This window comes from Pontibacter liquoris, from assembly GCF_022758235.1.
GTDB classification, from domain to species: domain Bacteria; phylum Bacteroidota; class Bacteroidia; order Cytophagales; family Hymenobacteraceae; genus Pontibacter; species Pontibacter liquoris.
Genome location: NZ_JALEBG010000001.1, coordinates 2,123,562 through 2,141,811 on the forward strand (window position 1 = coordinate 2,123,562; position 18,250 = coordinate 2,141,811).

Here is an 18,250-nt window from a genome sequence, read left to right on the forward strand (position 1 = left end):
CTATGAAAATCTACCTTTCTCTCTTAGTGCTTTTGCTGTTGGCAGGCTGTGAGCAGAACTTAACGCTGACGTTACCCGAAGGAGAAGTGCAACTGGTGGTGGAAGGCCACATCGAGCAGAACGCGCCGCCGGTGGTGATTCTGACGCGCTCAGTGCCGGTGTTTTCAACTATCTCGCCGGAAGAACTGCAAAAAAGCTTTGTGCATGATGCCCAGGTTGTCATCACCTCGCAGGGGCAGGATTATGTGCTGCAGGAAGTTTCTTCTGCTGCGTTCACTCCGGAGTTAATGCAGGCCGTATCGGCGCAACTGGGTATTCCGGCCGCTTTGCTCGGCAGCCAGAACGGCTTTTTATACTATGTCTATACCTCGGATGAGCTGAAAGGGCAGCTGGGTGGCAGCTACCAGCTGCGCATCAGCCAGGGAGGACACGTGCTCACCGCTACAACCACCATTCCGCAACTCAATCCGCTGGACTCGCTCTGGACCGTGCCGCACCCCGATCCGGCGCAGGACAGCTTGGTGAATTTATACTACCGCTATACTGATCCGGATACGCTGGGCAACAGCATCCGCTATTTTACAAAACGCAACAGCGAGCCCTTTTATCCTGGCTACTTTTCGTCAGTTTTTAACGATGAACTGGTAAATGGCAGCAGCATCAGCTTTCCGCTGGACCGCGGTGAGCCAAAAGGACAAGTGAAATTAGACCAGGACCTCTACAGCTACTTCGGAAAAGGTGATACCATCATGGTGCGCTGGGCCGCCATCGATTTGCCCCATTACCGCTTCTGGAGCACGCTGGAGGCCGAGCAGAGCAACAACGGCAGCCCAGTCAGTTCACCCAACACCGTGCGCTCCAACATCACAGGTGGCTTTGGCATTTGGGGCGGTTATGCGGTGAGCTATTATACTTTGATCGTAAAATAATACCTGTCTTTGCGGAAAGCGGTCAGGAGCGGTCTTCACTTGGGAGTGGCTGCACTAGCAGGGTTTTATCCAGCAGGCTACCCAAATACGTGCTGAGTTGCTTTTTAACCAGGACCAGGTAAGCCTCTTCGGTCATTTCCTGGGACTTATGCATGCTGCGGAAGTAGTTCAGGTTCAGGACATAGTGATTGATCGTGCCGGCTAGCGTGCTGATGAGCAGTGTCAGGTCTACATCGGGCTGAAAAACGCCTTTTTTCTGCCCTGCCCGCACAATGGTTTGCAGTAACCTGAAATTACGCTCCCGCAACGTATTAAAATATTGTGTGATCTTACTATCGCGGCTCAGCAACTGTACCTGTATTAGCAAGGCATAGTAATACTTGTGCGTGGTCGCCCGGTCGATATATAGTTCGACCAGCTGGCTGATCTTCTCCGAAGGCGTGAGCTCCTGGTTCAGCACCTGGTCCAGAAACCGGGCCACATTGGAGGTGCGGTATTCCAGGATAGCTTCCATCAGCAGTTCTTTGGAACCGAAATAGTGGTAGATCATGGCCGAATTCACGCTTCCTTCGCGCGCAATATCCCGGATGGAAGTACCCGCATAGCCCTGAACGGCAAAGAGCCGCTCGGCTGTTTCGATCAGGTGGATCTGCTTTTCGTTGTAGAACTTGCTTTCGCTCACGTTTTACGGATAAGTTTAATCTTGCCTTACTTGCGCAGCAGCCGCGCCACGTACTTGCCGATAATGTCGAACTCCAGGTTTACGCTGGTACCAGGCTTTACATGCTGCAGGTTGGTATGCTCGTACGTATACGGAATGATGGCTACTGAAAAGCGGTCCTCCTGGGAGTTTACCACCGTCAAGCTGATGCCGTTTACGCAGATGGAGCCTTTCTCGACGGTAATATTGCCCGTGCCGGCATCATAACGAAAGGTAAAAAGCCAGCTGCCGTTCTCGTCAGTCACTGACTCGCATATGCCCGTCTGGTCCACATGGCCCTGCACCACATGCCCGTCGAAGCGGCCGTTGGCCTGCATGCAGCGCTCAAGGTTCACCAGGTCACCGGCTTTCATGTCGTTCAGGTTGGTTTTTTGCAGCGTCTCAGCAATGGCCGTTACTGTATAGATATCCCCTTCTAGCGCCACCACCGTCAGGCACACTCCATTATGGGCTACGCTCTGGTCTATCTGCAGCTGCTGCGTAAAGGGCGAGAGCACCGTAATATGCTTGTTGGTATGCTCTTCCCGAATAGCGGTTACCTGGCCCAAGGCCTCTATGATTCCTGTAAACATGGCTTGTTGCTTTTGTTAGTCAAATTTAACAGCTTCTATACTTTATTTTGCCTTCCGGAATGTCTAAATTCAGAAATAGCAGGTTTTTTCAGTCTTCTATGCTTATTTTCGCAAAACAACTACGGCAGAGCCGGCCATTTTACTAAGTATAAGTAGCTGGTCTTAGCTTGTTTCTGCCGGAACGTTAAAAAGTATAAAACACATGCAAACCGATTCGTACAGACACAAAGGTATGCGCCGGGCTCTGATCAAAGTGCTGCGCGACAAAGGCATTCGCGATGAGCGCGTTCTGGCGGCCATAGATGCTGTACCCCGGCATTACTTCTTCGAGAAAGCCTTTCTGGAACAGGCTTATCAGGACAAAGCCTTCCCCATCGGCGAAGGGCAGACTATTTCGCAGCCTTACACGGTGGCCTTCCAGACCGAGTTGCTGCAGGTAAAATCCACCGACAAAGTGCTGGAGATCGGCACCGGCTCAGGTTACCAGTGCAGCGTGCTGCTGCAGCTCACGCCCCACGTTTATACCATCGAGTATAACCGGGCCCTGTATGAAAAAGCGCTGGTGTTCTTCAAAAAGAATGGGCTCCGGCCTTATACTTTCCACGGCGACGGCTCACAGGGTTTGCCGCAGCATGCACCCTATGATAAGATCATTGTCACGGCCGGGGCGCCGGGGGTGCCCAGAAGTCTGGTGCAGCAGCTAAATATAGGCGGTGTGCTGGTGATACCGGTAGGCAACGAGAAAAGCCAGAAGATGATGCGCATCACGCGCGTGGAGGAAAATGAATTTACGAAGGAGGCCTTCTCCGATTTCAAGTTTGTGCCCCTGCTTGGCAAATCTGGCTGGGACGCCGAACTATAGCCCGGGATAAAGAATAAGTGCGCTTACTTTCAGGCAGCATTTTATCCTTTGGGTGCGGAGGCGTATCTTTGTGCTATAATTATAGCTTAAAGAGATGCGCAAGCAAAAAAAAGTAAAAGATTCTTATGTGATCATGACCGAGTTGGTGTTACCCAACGACACCAACACCCTGCACAACCTGATGGGTGGCCGCATGATGCATTGGATGGATATTGTATCGGCCATTGCCGCACAGAAACACTCGAACCGCATTGTGGTTACGGCCTCCGTAGACAATGTTTCGTTTGCTGAAAGTATAAAACTGGGCAACGTGGTAACCCTGGAGGCAAAGGTTACACGCGCTTTCAACTCCTCGATGGAAGTACATATTGTGGTGTATGCCGAAGACATTCCGAGCGGCAAGAAAGTGAAGTCGAACCAGGCCTACTTTACCTTTGTGGCAGTAGACCAGCTGGGCAACCCGATCGATGTGCCGGAAGCCGTGCCCGAATCAGCCGAAGAGATCGAGCATTATGAGGGCGCTATGCGCCGCCGCCAGCTGCGACTGGTACTGGCCGGCCGCATGAAACCGAGCGATGCCGACGAGCTGAAGACCTTTTTTGATATTACCGACGAAACATTATAACTTCCACAGGTATGGCAGGACTGCAGGCTGACGAACTGAGCATCGATTTTCTGATGAATTTTCTGACCGAGACCTTATACCTGGTCCCGGTGGATGCTGCTGCTATGCCTACACCGCAAGCAGACAAACCTGTGGCTGTGGCTCCTTCTACTCCAACTGCCAGGGCAGCGCCTGCAGCACCGGTAAAAATCTCCGCCGAAAAGCCTGAAATTCCTGTGATACCGAAACTGCCGAAGCCGGAAACGGCAACGGTAGCCAAGCCATTGTTTGAAGTTTCGGGCGAGAACCAAAAAGGCGTGGTGGTGCTGGTTACGCTACCCGACGAGGCATACCGTAAATTGCCGCAGCTGGAGTTCCTGCAAAAGATCCTGTATGCCATTGGCCTTCAAAAAGCGGATGTAGCGTATGTGAATAATATTTCAGGGCAGGTAGCCCGCTTCGAGGACTTGCAGCAAAAGCTGGACGTAAAGTATGTCATCAGTTTTGCCAGCCGCCTCGATACCGAACAGCCGCACGACAAGTTCACGCTCTACAATCCGGTTAAGATCGGAACCGTACCTGTGGTCTTTTCCCAATCGCTGGCCATGCTCGAAAATGATGTGGAACATAAAAAGAACCTTTGGAATGCGCTGCGGCAGGTATTCCTTTAGGACTCAACAGAAGTACTGAAAACAAAAAAGCCTTTCCTGTATGGGAAAGGCTTTTTTGTTTTTATATCTGGCAGCTGCTACTTGAGCAGGGTTGCCAGTTTTTGCTCCAGGTCTTCGCCACGCAATCCTTTGGCAATGATCTTGCCGTCCGGATCGATGAGCACGGTTTGTGGAATGGCATCGACGTTGTAGAGCTGCGCCGCGCTGCTTTGCCAACCCTTCAGGTCCGACACATGCGGCCAGGTAAGCTGGTCATCGGCAATCGCTTTCAGCCATTTGTCTTTCGACTGGTCCAGCGACACGCCAAAGATCTCAAAACCTTTGCCTTTATACTTGTTATACATCTTCACCACGTTCGGGTTCTCTTTGCGGCACGGGCCACACCAGCTTGCCCAGAAATCAACCAGCACATACTTGCCGCGCAGAGATGAGAGCGACTTTGTGCCGCCATCCGGCGTTGGCAACGAAATATCCGGGGCCAGCTGCCCGATAGCTGTGTTGCGGTATGGCTTCAGGCGCTCGTTTAGCAGCAGGGTATACTTTGAGTCGGGGATGTTCTTGTTGAGCAGTGTAGCCATACTGTCGGCAAAAGCAAAATCATTCACCGGATCCACCAGCGTAGCTGTACCGAAGGCCGCTACCACCGATTTGGGATGCTGCGCGATAAAGTTTTTCACCTGCTTCTGCAACGCAGCGTACTCCTGCTGAATGGCTACCATCGAATCGGCCTGTCCGGCTTCTGAAGCCTGCTGGAAACGTTGCTCCAGCTTCATCTGCTGCATTTTGGATTCGTTTACCAGCTTGTTGAGCTGCTGAAAAACAACCGACTCTTCCGATCCTTCGATTTTGGCCGTACCGTTGATGTCTTTGGCATCGGCATCCAGCTTGATCTTTTCGTTGTCCAGTACCAGCATCAGGCCATTCTGTTGATCGAGGGTGATGCGGTACATGGTCGGCTCTTTCACCGTCCCCTCAAAAGTAAAGGAGCCATCCTTACCGATCTCCGCTGTGTCGCGGGCAATGAACTGCTGATCGCCCAGCTCCAGCAGGTATACTTTGTTTCCGGCCGCAGCATTCTGCAGGTGTCCCTGTACCGTATACCCGTCTTCGTTTGAAGTGGATTTATTACCCTGGCAAGCGGCCAGCAAGGCTGTGGCAGCGGCAAATGCGATAAACTTAGAATATTTCATGTCTTTATACATTAAGCGTTGAGGTACTCGCGCAACAATTTGTTTGCCCCTTTCGGATCGGCTTTCCCCTGCGTTTTTTTCATGATCTCGCCCATGAACATCCCCACCAGCGACTGTTTTCCAGCTTTATACTCCTCCACCTTGGCAGGGTTTTCGGCCAGCACGGCCTCCACAATCTGCGCCAGCTCGCCCGCATCAGATTGCTGCAGCAGGTTCTGCTGCTCGGCTACCTGCAGGGCATTCAGTTGCGGATGCTCCAGCAGGTACGGAAACACCTGTTTGGCCGCCACCGAGTGGCTCACCTTGTTCTCGTCTACTAAAGCAATAAGGCCGGCAATTTGTTCCGGCTGTAGCGGAAAGTCGCGGATGTGCAGCTGCAATTCGTTCAGGTAGGATTTCACCTGGCCCATTATCCAGTTTGAGGCGGCTTTATAGTTGGTGGTATGCTTGCAAAGCTCCTCAAAGTATAAGGCAATCTCTTTGGCATCCGTCAGCACAGCGGCATCATAGGCCGGCAGGCCGTATACTTCCACAAAGCGCTTATACAGCTCTTGCGGCAGGCTTGGCATGGCGGCTTTTATACCTTCCAGCCATTCCTGCTCTATCACCAGCGGCGGCAGGTCGGGCTCCGGGAAGTAGCGGTAATCGTTCAGAGTTTCCTTGGAACGCATGGCCGTAGTATTACCCGTGTTGGCATCGAAGTTGCGGGTTTCGCCTTCCACTGTTCCGCCATTCTCCAGCACCATGATCTGGCGCTCGATCTCGTGCTCGATGGCGCGCTGCACGTTGCGGAAAGAGTTCATGTTCTTCACTTCCACTTTGGTGCCCCACAAGGAGGAGTCTTTCAGCATTACAGATACGTTGGCATCACAGCGCAGCGAGCCTTCTTCCATGTTGCCGTCACAGATGTCGAGGTATTTGACCAGGCGCTTGATCTCGGTCAGGTAATTGAACGCTTCTACCGAATCGCGGATATCGGGCTCCGATACGATCTCGATCAGGGGCACGCCGGCGCGGTTGAAGTCCACGAGTGTTTCCGTTTCGCCAGGTAAGTGCATCGATTTGCCGGCATCTTCTTCCATGTGGATGCGCGTAATACCGATGCGTTTGTCGTTGCCGGCCGCGTCTTTTATGTCCAGGTGGCCAAAAGTACAGATCGGGGTTTTATCCTGCGTGATCTGGTAGCCTTTCGGAAGATCGGGGTAAAAGTAGTTTTTGCGGGCATAAATATTATGTCGGGTGATCTCGCAGTTCGTAGCCACGCCCATTTTCACGGCCATCTCCACTACCTTTTTATTCACCTTGGGCAAAGTGCCCGGGTGACCCAGGGTAATGGCGCTCAGGTTGGTATTAGGGAGCATGCCATACTCTGTCGAGTCAGAAGAATAGGCTTTGCTCTCTGTCAGGAGCTGGGCGTGCACTTCTAAGCCGATAATGGCCTGGTATTTATCTCTGATTGCTGAATCCATCTGCGTTAACAGCTTATGCTTTAAGTGTGTTTTTTACTAATTCCAGTGCTTTGGCTGGTATGGCCTGCAAACCGGCTGACTCTTTGCCGCCTGCCGTTGCATAAAAAGGCTGTCCGCCGCCGCCACCTTTAATCTCTTTGGCCAACTCGCGCACCAGCTGGCTGGCATTCAGGTTCTTTTCCGAAACCAGGTTATCCGACAGCATCACTGCGATTTGGGGCTTCCCGTCTATTTCAGCAGCCAGCACCAGCACCAGGTTTTGTACCGACTGGCGCAGGTCAAAGGCAAGCTTTTTCAGGTAATCGGCATTGCTGACGTCTACTTTCTCTGCCACAAAGTTCACGCCATCCAATGGCTGCACTTTTTGTGCCAGGGTATCTTTCAGGCCTGTCAGTTGCTTCAGTTCATACTGCTCCAGTTGCTTTTGCAGGGCTTTGTTCTCGTCCTGAAGCTTTTGCACGGCTCCCGATACATTGCTCTGCGAGTTGAGTACTTCCTGCACGGCATTCAGTTCGTTGAGCTGCTGCTGCACAAAGTTCTCGGCCATACTTGCGGTAATGGCTTCGATGCGGCGCACGCCGGCAGCCACTGAGCTCTCCGATACAATTTTAAAGTAGCCGATATTACCTGTGTTCAGCACATGAATGCCGCCACACAACTCGACCGAGTGTTCCCGGTCAAAGGCGATCACGCGCACAAACTCGCCATACTTCTCTCCAAACAAGGCCATGGCGCCCATATTGCGGGCATCGCCGATGGCTACGTTGCGTTGCTCTTCTAGGGGAATAGCCTGGCGGATACGCTCATTTACGATATGCTCTACCTCGCGCAACTGTGCCTCCTCAACTTTGGCAAAGTGCGAAAAGTCAAAGCGCAACAGCTTCTCGTTAACCAGAGAGCCGCGCTGCTGCACATGTTCACCCAATACTTTGCGCAGGGCGGCATGCAGCAGGTGCGTGGCCGAGTGGTTCTTGCGGATCAGGTTACGACGGACAGCATCTACCTCGCTTTTAAATGTTCCTTCCACCTGCTGCGGCAGCTTGGCCGTGATATGCAGGATCAGGTCGTTTTCCTTTTTGGTGTCCAGCACCTCGATCTGTTCCGTGTCGGAAATCAGGTAACCGGTATCACCTACCTGGCCGCCGCTTTCGGCGTAGAACGGTGTTTTGTCCAGCACCAGGTGGTACTCGCTCTTGTTCTTGGTTTTCACCTGGCGGTAGCGCACAATGTGGGATTCTGTTGATTCCACATCGTAACCAACAAATTCGTTGACCACCTCCGGCTGCAGGATCACCCAATCGGTCTGCTCAGTGGCGGAAGCATTGCGGGAGCGGTTCTTCTGCTGCTCCATCTCCACATCAAAACCAGCTTCATCTACCTTCAACCCTTTTTCACGGGCGATAAGTGCCGTCAGATCCAGTGGGAAGCCAAAGGTATCATAGAGTTCGAAAGCCGTGCGGCCATCTATGGTATTGTTATTTTTCCTGAAGGTCTCCTCCAGGGCATCCAGGCGTTTAAGACCATTTTCGAGTGTTCGCAAAAAGGCGTTTTCCTCTTCTTCGATCACGCGCTGTACAAAGCTCAGCTGCTGCAGCAGCTCGGGGAACACGTGCGCCATCTGGTCGGCCAGTACGGCAGCCAGTTTATAGAGGAAAGGCTTTTTGAAGTCGAGGAACGTAAACCCGTACCGCACTGCGCGGCGCAGGATACGGCGGATCACATAGCCCGCCTTGTTGTTGGACGGCAACTGGCCGTCGGCAATGGTAAAGGCAATAGCCCGGATATGATCCGAAATCACCCGGATGGCAATGTCCGTCTTTTCATTGGCGCCATACGTTACGCCGGCTTCCTTTGCCACAAACTGGATAAGGGGCTGGAACACATCGGTATCGTAGTTAGAGCGCTTGCCCTGGATGGCCATGCACAAACGCTCAAAGCCCATGCCGGTATCTACGTGCTGCGCAGGTAGTTTTACCAGCGAACCATCGGCCAGGCGGTTGAATTCCATGAACACGTTGTTCCAGATCTCCACTACCTGCGGGTGGTCGTTGTTCACCAGCGATTTACCATCCACCTGCGCGCGTTCTTCATCCGTACGCAAATCAACGTGAATCTCAGAGCACGGACCGCACGGACCGGTATCGCCCATTTCCCAGAAGTTATCCTTCTTATTACCCATTAGGATACGGTCTTCCGCGATCATAGACTTCCAGATATCGAACGCATCCTGATCCAACGGCAGGTTATCCTTTTCATCACCCTGGAAAACTGACACATACAGCCTGTCTTTTGGCAGCTTGTATACTTGGGTCAGCAACTCCCACGACCATTCCAGCGCATCCTTTTTAAAGTAATCCCCAAACGACCAGTTACCCAGCATCTCGAACATCGTATGGTGGTAGGTATCGTAGCCTACTTCTTCCAGGTCGTTGTGCTTGCCGCTCACGCGCAGGCATTTCTGGGTGTCGGCAACGCGCTTGTAAGGAGCCGGCTTATTGCCCAGAAAATAATCTTTGAAGGGAGCCATGCCCGAGTTGATAAACATCAGGGTAGGGTCATCTTTTACTACAATTGGCGCAGAGGGCACGATCTGGTGCTGTTTGGAAGCAAAGAAGTCCAGGAACTTTTGTCTAATCTCAGCTGAGTTCATGTATGAGTGTTAAGCATTTAGATACTAAGTGCTATACTTGTTGTTTAAGAACAAAAAATATAGAATTTTTGCCTTTCAGAAACACACTGTTTTCGCGGGGTCTGAGGCGCTCAATAGAGACAAAAGTAGCATATTTTAGCCGTAATCAGTAGCATCGCCCCCGAAAATTAGTAGTTGTGCCTGCCATACAATAGACTTAACACTATGCCTTATAAAGAAAGAGAAATAGAAAAGCAGTACTACACCATCGGGGAAGTGGCTGCCATGTTTGAAGTTGCCCCCTCGCTGATCCGCTTCTGGGAAACCGAGTTTGAGCAACTGAGCCCTAAAAAGAGTAAAAAAGGGAACCGCCAGTACACGCCAAAGGATATTGAGATGCTGCGCACGGTATACCACCTGGTAAAAGAGCGCGGCTATACGATACAAGGCGCCCGCGAGATGCTCAAGAACAAAGGGGTGCAGACCAAGGACAAGATCGAAATTATCCAGTCGCTGGAGAAAGTGCGCGCGTTCCTGGTGGGCATCAAAGACCAGCTGAACACCAAAGCTTGAAAGTTCCGTACAGGATTAGCCTATGGTAGAAGAGCAGAACCTGTACGAAATAGCCCTGACGAAATTGCCCGGGGTGGGCGGGCAACTGGCCCGCTTACTCGTGAGCTACTGCGGCTCGCCGCAGGCTGTTTTTACCTCGCCGGCCGGCAAACTGCTCAAAGTGCCGGGCATTGGTAACAAGCTGGTGCAAAGTATAACTGCGGGTGGCCGGGCGGCTTTGCTGCAGGCAGAAGATATCCTGAAACAGGCCCAGGAGCAGGATGTGCAGGTGCTGTTTTATACTTCCGAAAAGTACCCGGATCGCCTCAAACAACTACCCGACGCGCCGATCCTGTTATACTTTAAAGGCAACGGTAACCTGAACACGCGCCGCATCATCAGCATGGTGGGTACGCGCCAGATCACCAGCTATGGCCAGGCTATTACCGAACAGATCATAGCCGATCTGGTGCCTTATAATGTGCTGGTGGTAAGCGGCCTGGCGTATGGCGTGGATATTGTAGCGCACCGGGCGGCACTGCAGGCCGGCTTATCGACGATTGGCGTCATGGCCAGCGGCCCGGATGTGATCTATCCGGCTGTACACCGCAAGTATGCAGAACGCATGCTGACGCAGGGTGGGCTACTGACGGAAAACCCGTTTGGCACCAAGCCCGATGCCCCGCGCTTTCCGGCCCGCAACCGCATCATTGCCGGCATGTCGGATTGCACCATCGTGGTGGAAGCTGCCCTGAAAAGCGGCACCCTGATCACAGCTGACATTGCCCACAGCTACGACAAGGAAGTAATGGCGGTGCCGGGCAACCTGACCTCGCCGGTATCGGAAGGCACCAATTACCTAATTAAGACTAACAAGGCGGCTGTGTATACTTCAGTGCAGGACCTGGTAGAGTTGCTGAACTGGGATCTGGAAGATGCGGCGGCAGCCAAAAAGCAGGCAAAGCAGCTTTTTCAGCCGGACGATTTTACAGCCGAAGAATGGAAAGTTGTTGACGTCTTGCTGCAGTCGCGGGAAGAGCACATGGATAACCTGAGTTGGAAGGCGCAGCTGCCTGTCAGCCTCCTGGCTTCTGTGCTGTTAGGGCTGGAGTTTAAAGGAGTCATCAAAGCCAAACCCGGTAAGAAGTTCGCCCTCATCCGATAAGGGTTGGGAGTTCTGAGTCTTGAGTGCTGAGTCCTGAGTTGAAAAAACTGTGTTCCTTCACTCTTATGCATTAACTCATACCTAGCCTATACTTTATACTTGCTGCCAATTCTTAATTCCTAATTCAGAACTCAGAACTCTACACATGTTACTTTACAATGGCCATTTGATGCAGGAGCAGGCGCTTCGGCTGCCACTCTCAAACCGGGCTTTTCAGTACAACGACGGATTTTTTGAAACGCTGATCGTGCAGCAAGGGCGCATCCGTTTCTGGCAGCACCATGTGGCGCGGATGCAGGACGCGGCTGCAGCCCTGCAGATCAGGTTATTTGATCAGCTTGCACCTGCTGCCCTGGAGCAGCAACTGCTCACGCTGGCCGGGCAGAACAAGGCTGAAAAGTATGGCCGCCTCAAACTGAAAGTATGGCGGGACGGAGCGGGCTTGTATACGCCCCAAACAGATGAAGCTGCCTGGCTGGCTACCGCCGAAGCTACAACACCAGCCGATGTAAGCCCTTTGCAGGTGGGCCTGTGTAGGCGCACCACGACATTACCCTCATCGTTCTCTCACTTTAAAGGCCCCAATGCGCTGGTATACGTGCAGGCTGCCCGCGAAAAAGCAGGTACAACCTATAACGACATGCTGCTGCTCTCACCCGAAGGCGCAGTGGCGGAACTGATCTCGTCCAATATTTTCTGGCTGCAGCAAAACACGCTTTTCACGCCTTCGCTTACAACGGGCTGCGTCAATGGCATCCTGCGGCGGGCTATCATGCAATGGGCTTCTGAAAAAAGGGTTGATGTGGTGGAATGCCAGATAGGATTGGCAGAACTCAGTGAAGAGGCAACTGTTTTTGCGGCTAATGTAACCGGCTTCAGGTGGGTGCCAGCTATCAGCGGGCAGGCATACGGGCAGCAGCACCCGTTGTTAGACCAACTGCAGCAGGACTTGTTCCAATAAAAACAGTTTTGATAAGGGAAATTTTTGCTTAAAAGCTAACCGGCAGCAGCATGTTCGGCCGCTTGATAGTTTCCATAGTTTCGCAGCATTTCTTCCAGTACCTCCTGCGGCACCGAATCACTGAAGATCTCGCGAAATTTGCTTTTCATGATCTGCAGCCAGCTTTTCTGGCCTAAAATATTGAGTAGCGCTTTCAGTTCTTCCACCTCTTTCAGAAATTCTACCGCAGGTATACTTGGCCCATATTCGGACTGAAGCATGCGCATGGTAAACTCGTCCATCTGGTGCCGCAGTAACTCCCGCTGCAAAGGTAAAATCCGGTCTTTGGGGATATAGGTGCTTTCGTTAAAGAAATTACTTTCCTCCAAGAACTCGACACCATCTGCTGTGATCTGAGCCAGGAACTTATCTCCAATGGCAATCGATCTGATCAGGCCGTCCTTTGTGAGCGTATCTACTATTTCTTTTGCTTCTACCTGTACAATTTCTAAATGATGGGACGTAAATAAATCTGCTACGTCGTACCATTTTCCATCATACTTTTTCTCGTAGAGCGCCAAAAGCAGGAACCGGATGTTTACTGCTACTTCCATAAAAAATTCTCTACTTACTTATAGAGGGAACAAAATTATCCAATGATAATTTCCGCAGAAGGGTTTAAGTAAGTGAGCCAAGCTAGAAGTCGGGCAGAGACATCCTTTAAATTGGTAGATACCTCTGCCCGTCTAATCCTATTTTTTGGTATTTACTATTGTCACTTTTCCGCCGCGGCCGGTGGTCGTAAACGCTCTCAGTTTTACAGTACCGTTGGCGGTGATCGGAGCTTTGTATTCCGGACTTTTTGCGGAAGGTTCCGTGCCATCGGTGGTATAGCGAATTGTCAGGCCGGGTAACTGCTGGTTAGCATGTACCTTGCCGTCTGCAACCATTGCTCCTGGTGCCGGTATGCGGTAATTGAAACCACCTGCATACTTGTCCAGGCGCGGAAGCTCGCGTTTGCCCACTACATTCACAAACTCAGACCAGGCTGTGCCATACAGGGCATTGCTTTTCGCTTCGTCGGATTCGGTGGCCCAGGCCGGGTCGCTGGCCCAGGCTCTTTCGGCCAGACCAAGCAGTTTAGGTAGGATCATGAACTCCAGCCGTTCGTTGTTCCGTACTGTTTCGCTCCACAACGGCGCCTGAATACCCACAATATTTGCTTTTCCTGCTTCTGTGAGCCGCACTTTGTCTTTGAAAATAGCGCGATCAACAGGTTCACCCCTGCTGTCCTCTTTCGTGTTTTTCAGGTAATCGTAAGGGATAAAATAAAAGGGCTTGTCTACATCCACATAGCCGCCCCAATACAGACCCGGCTCGTCATAATCCTTCTGAGAGGCCAGGTCGAAGTATAAATTGGTCACGTTGGTGAGCACCACTTTGTAACCGGCATTGGCTAGCTTATAGGCCAGGTCTTCCGCTCCGGTCAGGTTGTTCCATACATCCACATGGAAGTTTTCATTAGCAAACTGCGGGTTGGGCACATACACTGTGCGGCCATTTTCCTTCACTTTTTTCAGGCCGATCTCTTCCCAGCCCGACAAGTATAAGTTGCGTTTCTTAAGCATGTCGTTTACGTTGCCGTAAAAGTAGAACCACAGGTCATCAGTATTTTTAACCTTAGGGTTGCTTTTGATCAGGGCCTGCACGGCCGGCGACTTCTGCCACACACCGCCCGGCACTTCATCGCCTCCAAAGTGAATTGTCTGGATCGGAGCACCGGCCTCTTTATACATTTTCAGGATCTCATCTACTACCGTTTCCAGGAAGTTGTAGGTAGAAGGCTGTGCAACGTCAATCACGTTGTCGTTCCAGTTCTGCACAGATTTGTAGACTGATTTATCATTCAGGTCACGTAGCAGATAGCGTTCTGCCTCCGCTTTCTTTCCTTCCTTCATCAGGCGGTCATAACGCGCATCCATGGCTTTGATGGCAGCGCGGGCGTGTCCTGGCGTTTCTATTTCAGGGATTACCCGGATATGGCGGTCGTTGGCATACTTGAGTATTTCGATGAAATCTGCTTTGCTAAAGTAGCCACTGCCGGATTTATTATCGCCCGATGGACCTGAACCATAGGAAGGCTGCAGAAATTGTTTGTTGTCTAATGTATGACCACGCTTGGCACCTACTTGGGTCAGTTCCGGCAAAGCAGGAATTTCCAGGCGCCAGCCTTCATCATCGCTCATATGGAAGTGAAACACGTTGAGCTTATACAAGGCCATCAGATCGAGCAATTTAAGCACCTCCTGCTTGGGATGAAAGTTGCGGGCCACATCTAGCATAAAGGCGCGGTGCCCGAAACGGGGTGCATCCTGAACGCTCACACCGGCAATGGCTACAGACTGCTGGGGGCTGGCCAGCGCAGCAGGAGGAATAAGTGTTTTAAGGGATTGGATGCCGTAAAAAATACCGGCGGGTGTCGTTCCTGAGATCGTGATCGCATCGGCAGTTACCTTGAGCTCATAGGCTTCAGGTCCCAGGCCTTCCTTTTTCTCCAGGCGAACAGCTTTGCCCGTGCCTGTGGTTTGTACAGCCGGTTTTTTGCCGAAGACTGTTTCCAGGTAATTTGCCAGCAAGGTTGCTTCGCCTTTAAAGGCAGCCTCCGCAACAATAGGCACAGCAGCCGTTAAGGCAAAGCTTTTACCAGTTTCGGAATAGCTGGTAGGTGTCGGGAAAACTTTGGGTAATTTTTCAAGCGGGATGTCTTCAATGGTTTTATTCTGCTCATACAGCGCCTGGGCTGATTTCCAGAGAACGGCATTTTTCTCCCGGTCCGGCGTAGTATAGACCGTCGCCGGTAAGGCGATTCCCTTGGAAGGGTTGCTGTCCCAAACCAGGTAAAAGCCTTCAGGGGTATCGTTGGTATTGAGTACCTGCCTGCGGCTTACAAATTCAAGCCGACGGGATTCTCCGGCAGGAAGGCTCTTAAAAGAAGCGGTGGGCACCATTTTTAAAAGATCGCCATTTACGGCCATCACATTTACCTGGCCGTCTTTCGATTTAGCTGATCCGCTTCCGTGAAAGTATAAGCTCCAGCCTGAGGCCGGCAGCGCCTGTTTGCCTGTGTTGGCCAGCGTCAGAGCGGAAACGGTTTGCTCCGGGCTGCTGTTATCCACTAATTCCCAGGTGATTTTCAGGGTAGCGGGGTCGAAGGTGGAGGCTGCTTTTTTTGTCTGAGCCTGTAGTAGCGTACCAAAACTGACAAATAGCAGGATTACTAGCAAGAGGTGCTTCATGTGTTTGCCTTGAAGGTGAAGTGTTTGTTAAATTTGCTTAAGATAGCCATTATATCTGAGCAATCATAGCGGCCTTGCTATACTTGTACAACCTGGCCCGAAAGTCAGTATGCTCTAACTCTCCATCCCTGAACAGGTTGTTGAGCAGTGGCTTATACGGAAAAGCAGCTGCAGGGATAACCGAAGTATGGTATATACCGCTTTTTAATTTTATCCTGCTTTGCAACCGCTTACTTGTTGCGGCGCAGAAAGCGCACGTGCACCAGCAGCGCCAGCACCGAAAAGAGCAGCCCTACCCCCACTACACCCGTCCAGTGCCAGCGGAGCCACGCCTGGCTAGCCAGCCAGGTGCCGGCCGCCCCTCCTATAAAGTATGTTACCATGTAGACGGTGTTCAGGCGATTGCGCGCCTCAGGCCGCAGCGAGAAGATAAGTGTTTGGTTCGAAATATGCGTGGCCTGCACGCCTAGATCCATTACAATAACGCCCACCACTAACCCCATAATACTATGGCTCGACAGCCCGAAGATCACATAGGAGAGGATCACTAAGGCAATGCTGAAGGTCGTAACACGGAAGCCGTTTCCTTTGTCGCTCAGTTTGCCCATAAACGAGGCGGCCAATGCACCGAAAGCGCCGATCAAGCCGAAAGCACCCGCCACATCGCTGCCGGCGTTAAACTGCGGCTCCTGCAGCAGAAAAACCAGCGTTGTCCAGAAAGCGCCAAAACAGGCATAGCACAGGGCGCCCCGCACGGCGGCAAGCCGCAGCAGCGGCTCTTCCCGGGCCAGATGCACCAATGACGCCATCAACTCCCGATAAGTGCCTTTGTAGTCGGGGTGCACTTCTGGCAACAGAAAGTATAACGCCAGCCACAGCACCACCATCATGCCGGCCCCGATCAAAAACATAGCCCGCCAGCCCAGGTGCTCGCCCACAAAACCGCTCAGCGTACGCGACAGCAGGATGCCGATCAACAGACCACTCATGACAAAACCTACGGTGCGGCCCCGCTCCTCCGGCTTGGCCAAGTGCGCAGCCATGGGCACCAGCAGCTGCGGCACCACCGACGTAGCCCCGATCAGGAAGCTGGCCAGCAGCAGCATGTTAATGTCTTTTGCAAAAGCCGCCAGCAGCAAACTGGCCACAATGAGCACAAAATCAACCATGATCAGTTGCTTGCGCCGCAGCATGTCGCCCAACGGGATGATGAACAGCATGCCCACGGCATAGCCGATCTGGGTAAGCATGGAAATAGCGCCCGCCTTTGCCTCAGTTACGCCAAATTCAGCGGAGATCTTGCCCAGCAGCGGCTGGTTATAGTATAAATTGGCTACTACCAATCCTGTGGCAACGGTCATGACCCAAAGGTTTAGCCGGGTAAGCGGCGGGGTAGTTGTGGCGGAAAGAGATGATTCCATATGTAAATAAACTGTAACTTGTAAGCGCGTTATACTTGCCGAAGATCAAAGATACGTATAAGCGGAAATCAGGAAGGCGTGTTTATGTTAATCTGAACACAAAACCTGCTAATCCTTTTGCCCGATCTGAAGCAGCACATCCCTAAACCAAGTTTTTATGAGCGAACCTATTAACGTCGGCCTTCTTGGCTTTGGTCTTTCCGGCCGCGTCTTTCATGCGCCTTTTATTTCAAGCATTCAGGGCCTGCGCCTGAAAAAGATCCGCGAAACCCGCGAAGAGCCCATCCACCACGCAAAGCAAAGCTATCCTGAAGCGGAGATCGTAGCGGAGGCTCGTGATATTTTCAGGGATGAAAGTATAGACCTTGTGATCGTTGCTACGTCCAACACCTCGCATGTGCCGCTGGCCACAGAAGCCCTGCTGGCTGGCAAGCATGTGGTGGTCGAAAAGCCTTTTACCATTACCTCGGCAGAGGCCGACGAGCTGATCGTGCTGGCCCGCAAGCAGCAGCGTCTCCTGACTGTGTACCACAACAGGCGCTGGGATAGTGATTTCAAAACCGTCAGGAAAGTACTGGAAAGCAAGCTACTGGGCAACGTGGTGGAGTATGAAGCGCATTTCGACCGGTTCCGTAACGAGATCAAACCCAACACCTGGAAAGAAGAAAACCTGCCCGGCTCCGGCATTCTCTATGACCTCGGCGCCCACCTGATCGACCAGGCCTTGTGCCTGTTCGGGCTTCCGGCAAGTATAACCGCTGAGGTGGGTACACAGCGGCAGCACTCCCATGTGATCGATCATTTTGACCTGCGACTGCATTACGAAGGGTTAAAAGTGACGCTGAAAGCCGGCATGCTGGTAAAGGAAGTGGGACCGCATTTTATACTGCATGGCGACCGGGGGAGCTTTGTAAAGTATGGCATGGATGTGCAGGAGGCCGCCCTGAAAGCCGGAGGAATGCCCGCTGAAAACCCGGCTTGGGGCGATGAGCCACAGCAGCTTTGGGGCACGCTCAACACCAGCTACAAAGACCTGGAACTGCATGGCAAAATAAAAAGCGAGATTGGCGACTACCGGGGATTTTACGAAAATGTGCTGCAGGCCATTCGTGGAGAGGGTGCGCTGGAAGTGCAGCCCGAACAGGCCCGGAATGTGATCCGCATCATCGAGCTGGCCATGCAAAGTGCCGAAGAAAAACGAACCGTGCCTTTCAGCGAAAGATAAGCCG

General features: G+C 52.1%; 16 protein-coding genes. 8 read left to right on the plus strand and 8 right to left on the minus strand.

What is annotated here, in order from left to right:
* The first annotated feature begins 2 nt into the window (after positions 1-2).
* Positions 3-929, plus strand: coding sequence for a DUF4249 domain-containing protein (locus LWL52_RS08775; RefSeq protein WP_242918916.1), 927 nt, complete (start codon positions 3-5; stop codon positions 927-929).
* A gap of 22 nt (positions 930-951) precedes the next feature.
* On the opposite strand, the gene LWL52_RS08780 is transcribed toward LWL52_RS08775, so the two are convergent.
* Both LWL52_RS08780 and LWL52_RS08785 read right to left on the minus strand, forming a co-directional pair.
* Positions 952-1,611, minus strand: coding sequence for a TetR/AcrR family transcriptional regulator (locus LWL52_RS08780; RefSeq protein ID WP_242918917.1), 660 nt, complete (start codon positions 1,609-1,611; stop codon positions 952-954).
* A 26-nt stretch (positions 1,612-1,637) separates the two neighbouring features.
* Positions 1,638-2,222, minus strand: coding sequence for a riboflavin synthase (locus tag LWL52_RS08785; RefSeq protein ID WP_242918918.1), 585 nt, complete (start codon positions 2,220-2,222; stop codon positions 1,638-1,640).
* Positions 2,223-2,424: 202 nt separating this feature from the next.
* On the opposite strand from LWL52_RS08785, the gene LWL52_RS08790 reads away from it, so the two are divergent.
* The 3 genes from LWL52_RS08790 to LWL52_RS08800 all read left to right on the plus strand — a co-directional run bounded on the left by LWL52_RS08790 (position 2,425) and on the right by LWL52_RS08800 (position 4,359).
* Positions 2,425-3,084 carry a protein-L-isoaspartate(D-aspartate) O-methyltransferase gene (locus LWL52_RS08790; RefSeq protein WP_242918920.1) on the plus strand — a complete coding sequence of 220 codons (660 nt, stop codon included), beginning with the start codon at positions 2,425-2,427 and terminating at the stop codon, positions 3,082-3,084.
* A gap of 94 nt (positions 3,085-3,178) precedes the next feature.
* Positions 3,179-3,709, plus strand: coding sequence for an acyl-CoA thioesterase (locus LWL52_RS08795; protein ID WP_242918921.1), 531 nt, complete (start codon positions 3,179-3,181; stop codon positions 3,707-3,709).
* An 11-nt stretch (positions 3,710-3,720) separates the two neighbouring features.
* The gene (locus tag LWL52_RS08800; RefSeq protein WP_242918922.1) at positions 3,721-4,359 is read left to right on the plus strand and encodes a hypothetical protein; all 639 of its coding nucleotides are present in this window, start codon (positions 3,721-3,723) and stop codon (positions 4,357-4,359) included.
* Positions 4,360-4,436: 77 nt separating this feature from the next.
* Here LWL52_RS08800 and LWL52_RS08805 read toward each other — a convergent pair whose 3' ends face one another.
* The 3 genes from LWL52_RS08805 to alaS are packed head-to-tail and all read right to left on the minus strand — an operon-like array spanning position 4,437 to position 9,668.
* On the minus strand, positions 4,437-5,549 hold the full coding sequence (locus LWL52_RS08805; RefSeq protein WP_242918923.1) for a TlpA disulfide reductase family protein: 1,113 nt from the start codon (positions 5,547-5,549) through the stop codon (positions 4,437-4,439).
* Between the two features lie 11 nt (positions 5,550-5,560).
* Entirely contained in the window at positions 5,561-7,018 is a 1,458-nt protein-coding gene (gene gatB / locus LWL52_RS08810; protein ID WP_242918924.1) for an Asp-tRNA(Asn)/Glu-tRNA(Gln) amidotransferase subunit GatB, read from the minus strand.
* Between the two features lie 13 nt (positions 7,019-7,031).
* Positions 7,032-9,668 (minus strand): alanine--tRNA ligase, encoded by a 2,637-nt coding sequence (alaS, locus tag LWL52_RS08815; protein WP_242918925.1) that lies wholly within the window; start codon positions 9,666-9,668, stop codon positions 7,032-7,034.
* A gap of 204 nt (positions 9,669-9,872) precedes the next feature.
* Here alaS and LWL52_RS08820 point away from each other — a divergent pair, with 204 nt between their 5' ends.
* The 3 genes from LWL52_RS08820 (at position 9,873) to LWL52_RS08830 (ending at position 12,325) form a co-directional block, all read left to right on the plus strand.
* Positions 9,873-10,220: a MerR family transcriptional regulator gene (locus LWL52_RS08820; RefSeq protein ID WP_242918926.1), complete on the plus strand. Its 348-nt coding sequence runs from the start codon at positions 9,873-9,875 to the stop codon at positions 10,218-10,220.
* Positions 10,221-10,242: 22 nt separating this feature from the next.
* The gene (gene dprA / locus LWL52_RS08825; protein WP_242918927.1) at positions 10,243-11,364 is read left to right on the plus strand and encodes a DNA-processing protein DprA; all 1,122 of its coding nucleotides are present in this window, start codon (positions 10,243-10,245) and stop codon (positions 11,362-11,364) included.
* A 145-nt stretch (positions 11,365-11,509) separates the two neighbouring features.
* Positions 11,510-12,325, plus strand: coding sequence for an aminotransferase class IV (locus LWL52_RS08830; protein WP_242918929.1), 816 nt, complete (start codon positions 11,510-11,512; stop codon positions 12,323-12,325).
* A gap of 35 nt (positions 12,326-12,360) precedes the next feature.
* Here the strand turns inward: LWL52_RS08830 and LWL52_RS08835 are convergent, their stop codons facing one another.
* The 3 genes from LWL52_RS08835 to LWL52_RS08845 form a co-directional block, all read right to left on the minus strand.
* Positions 12,361-12,918, minus strand: a complete 558-nt coding sequence (locus LWL52_RS08835) for a hypothetical protein (RefSeq protein WP_242918931.1) — start codon at positions 12,916-12,918, stop codon at positions 12,361-12,363.
* A 138-nt stretch (positions 12,919-13,056) separates the two neighbouring features.
* Positions 13,057-15,600 (minus strand): family 20 glycosylhydrolase, encoded by a 2,544-nt coding sequence (locus LWL52_RS08840; RefSeq protein ID WP_242918933.1) that lies wholly within the window; start codon positions 15,598-15,600, stop codon positions 13,057-13,059.
* Between the two features lie 230 nt (positions 15,601-15,830).
* Positions 15,831-17,021 carry an MFS transporter gene (locus LWL52_RS08845; protein ID WP_242918935.1) on the minus strand — a complete coding sequence of 397 codons (1,191 nt, stop codon included), beginning with the start codon at positions 17,019-17,021 and terminating at the stop codon, positions 15,831-15,833.
* A 157-nt stretch (positions 17,022-17,178) separates the two neighbouring features.
* Here LWL52_RS08845 and LWL52_RS08850 point away from each other — a divergent pair, with 157 nt between their 5' ends.
* The gene (locus LWL52_RS08850; RefSeq protein WP_242918938.1) at positions 17,179-18,246 is read left to right on the plus strand and encodes an oxidoreductase; all 1,068 of its coding nucleotides are present in this window, start codon (positions 17,179-17,181) and stop codon (positions 18,244-18,246) included.
* Positions 18,247-18,250 lie beyond the last annotated feature (4 nt).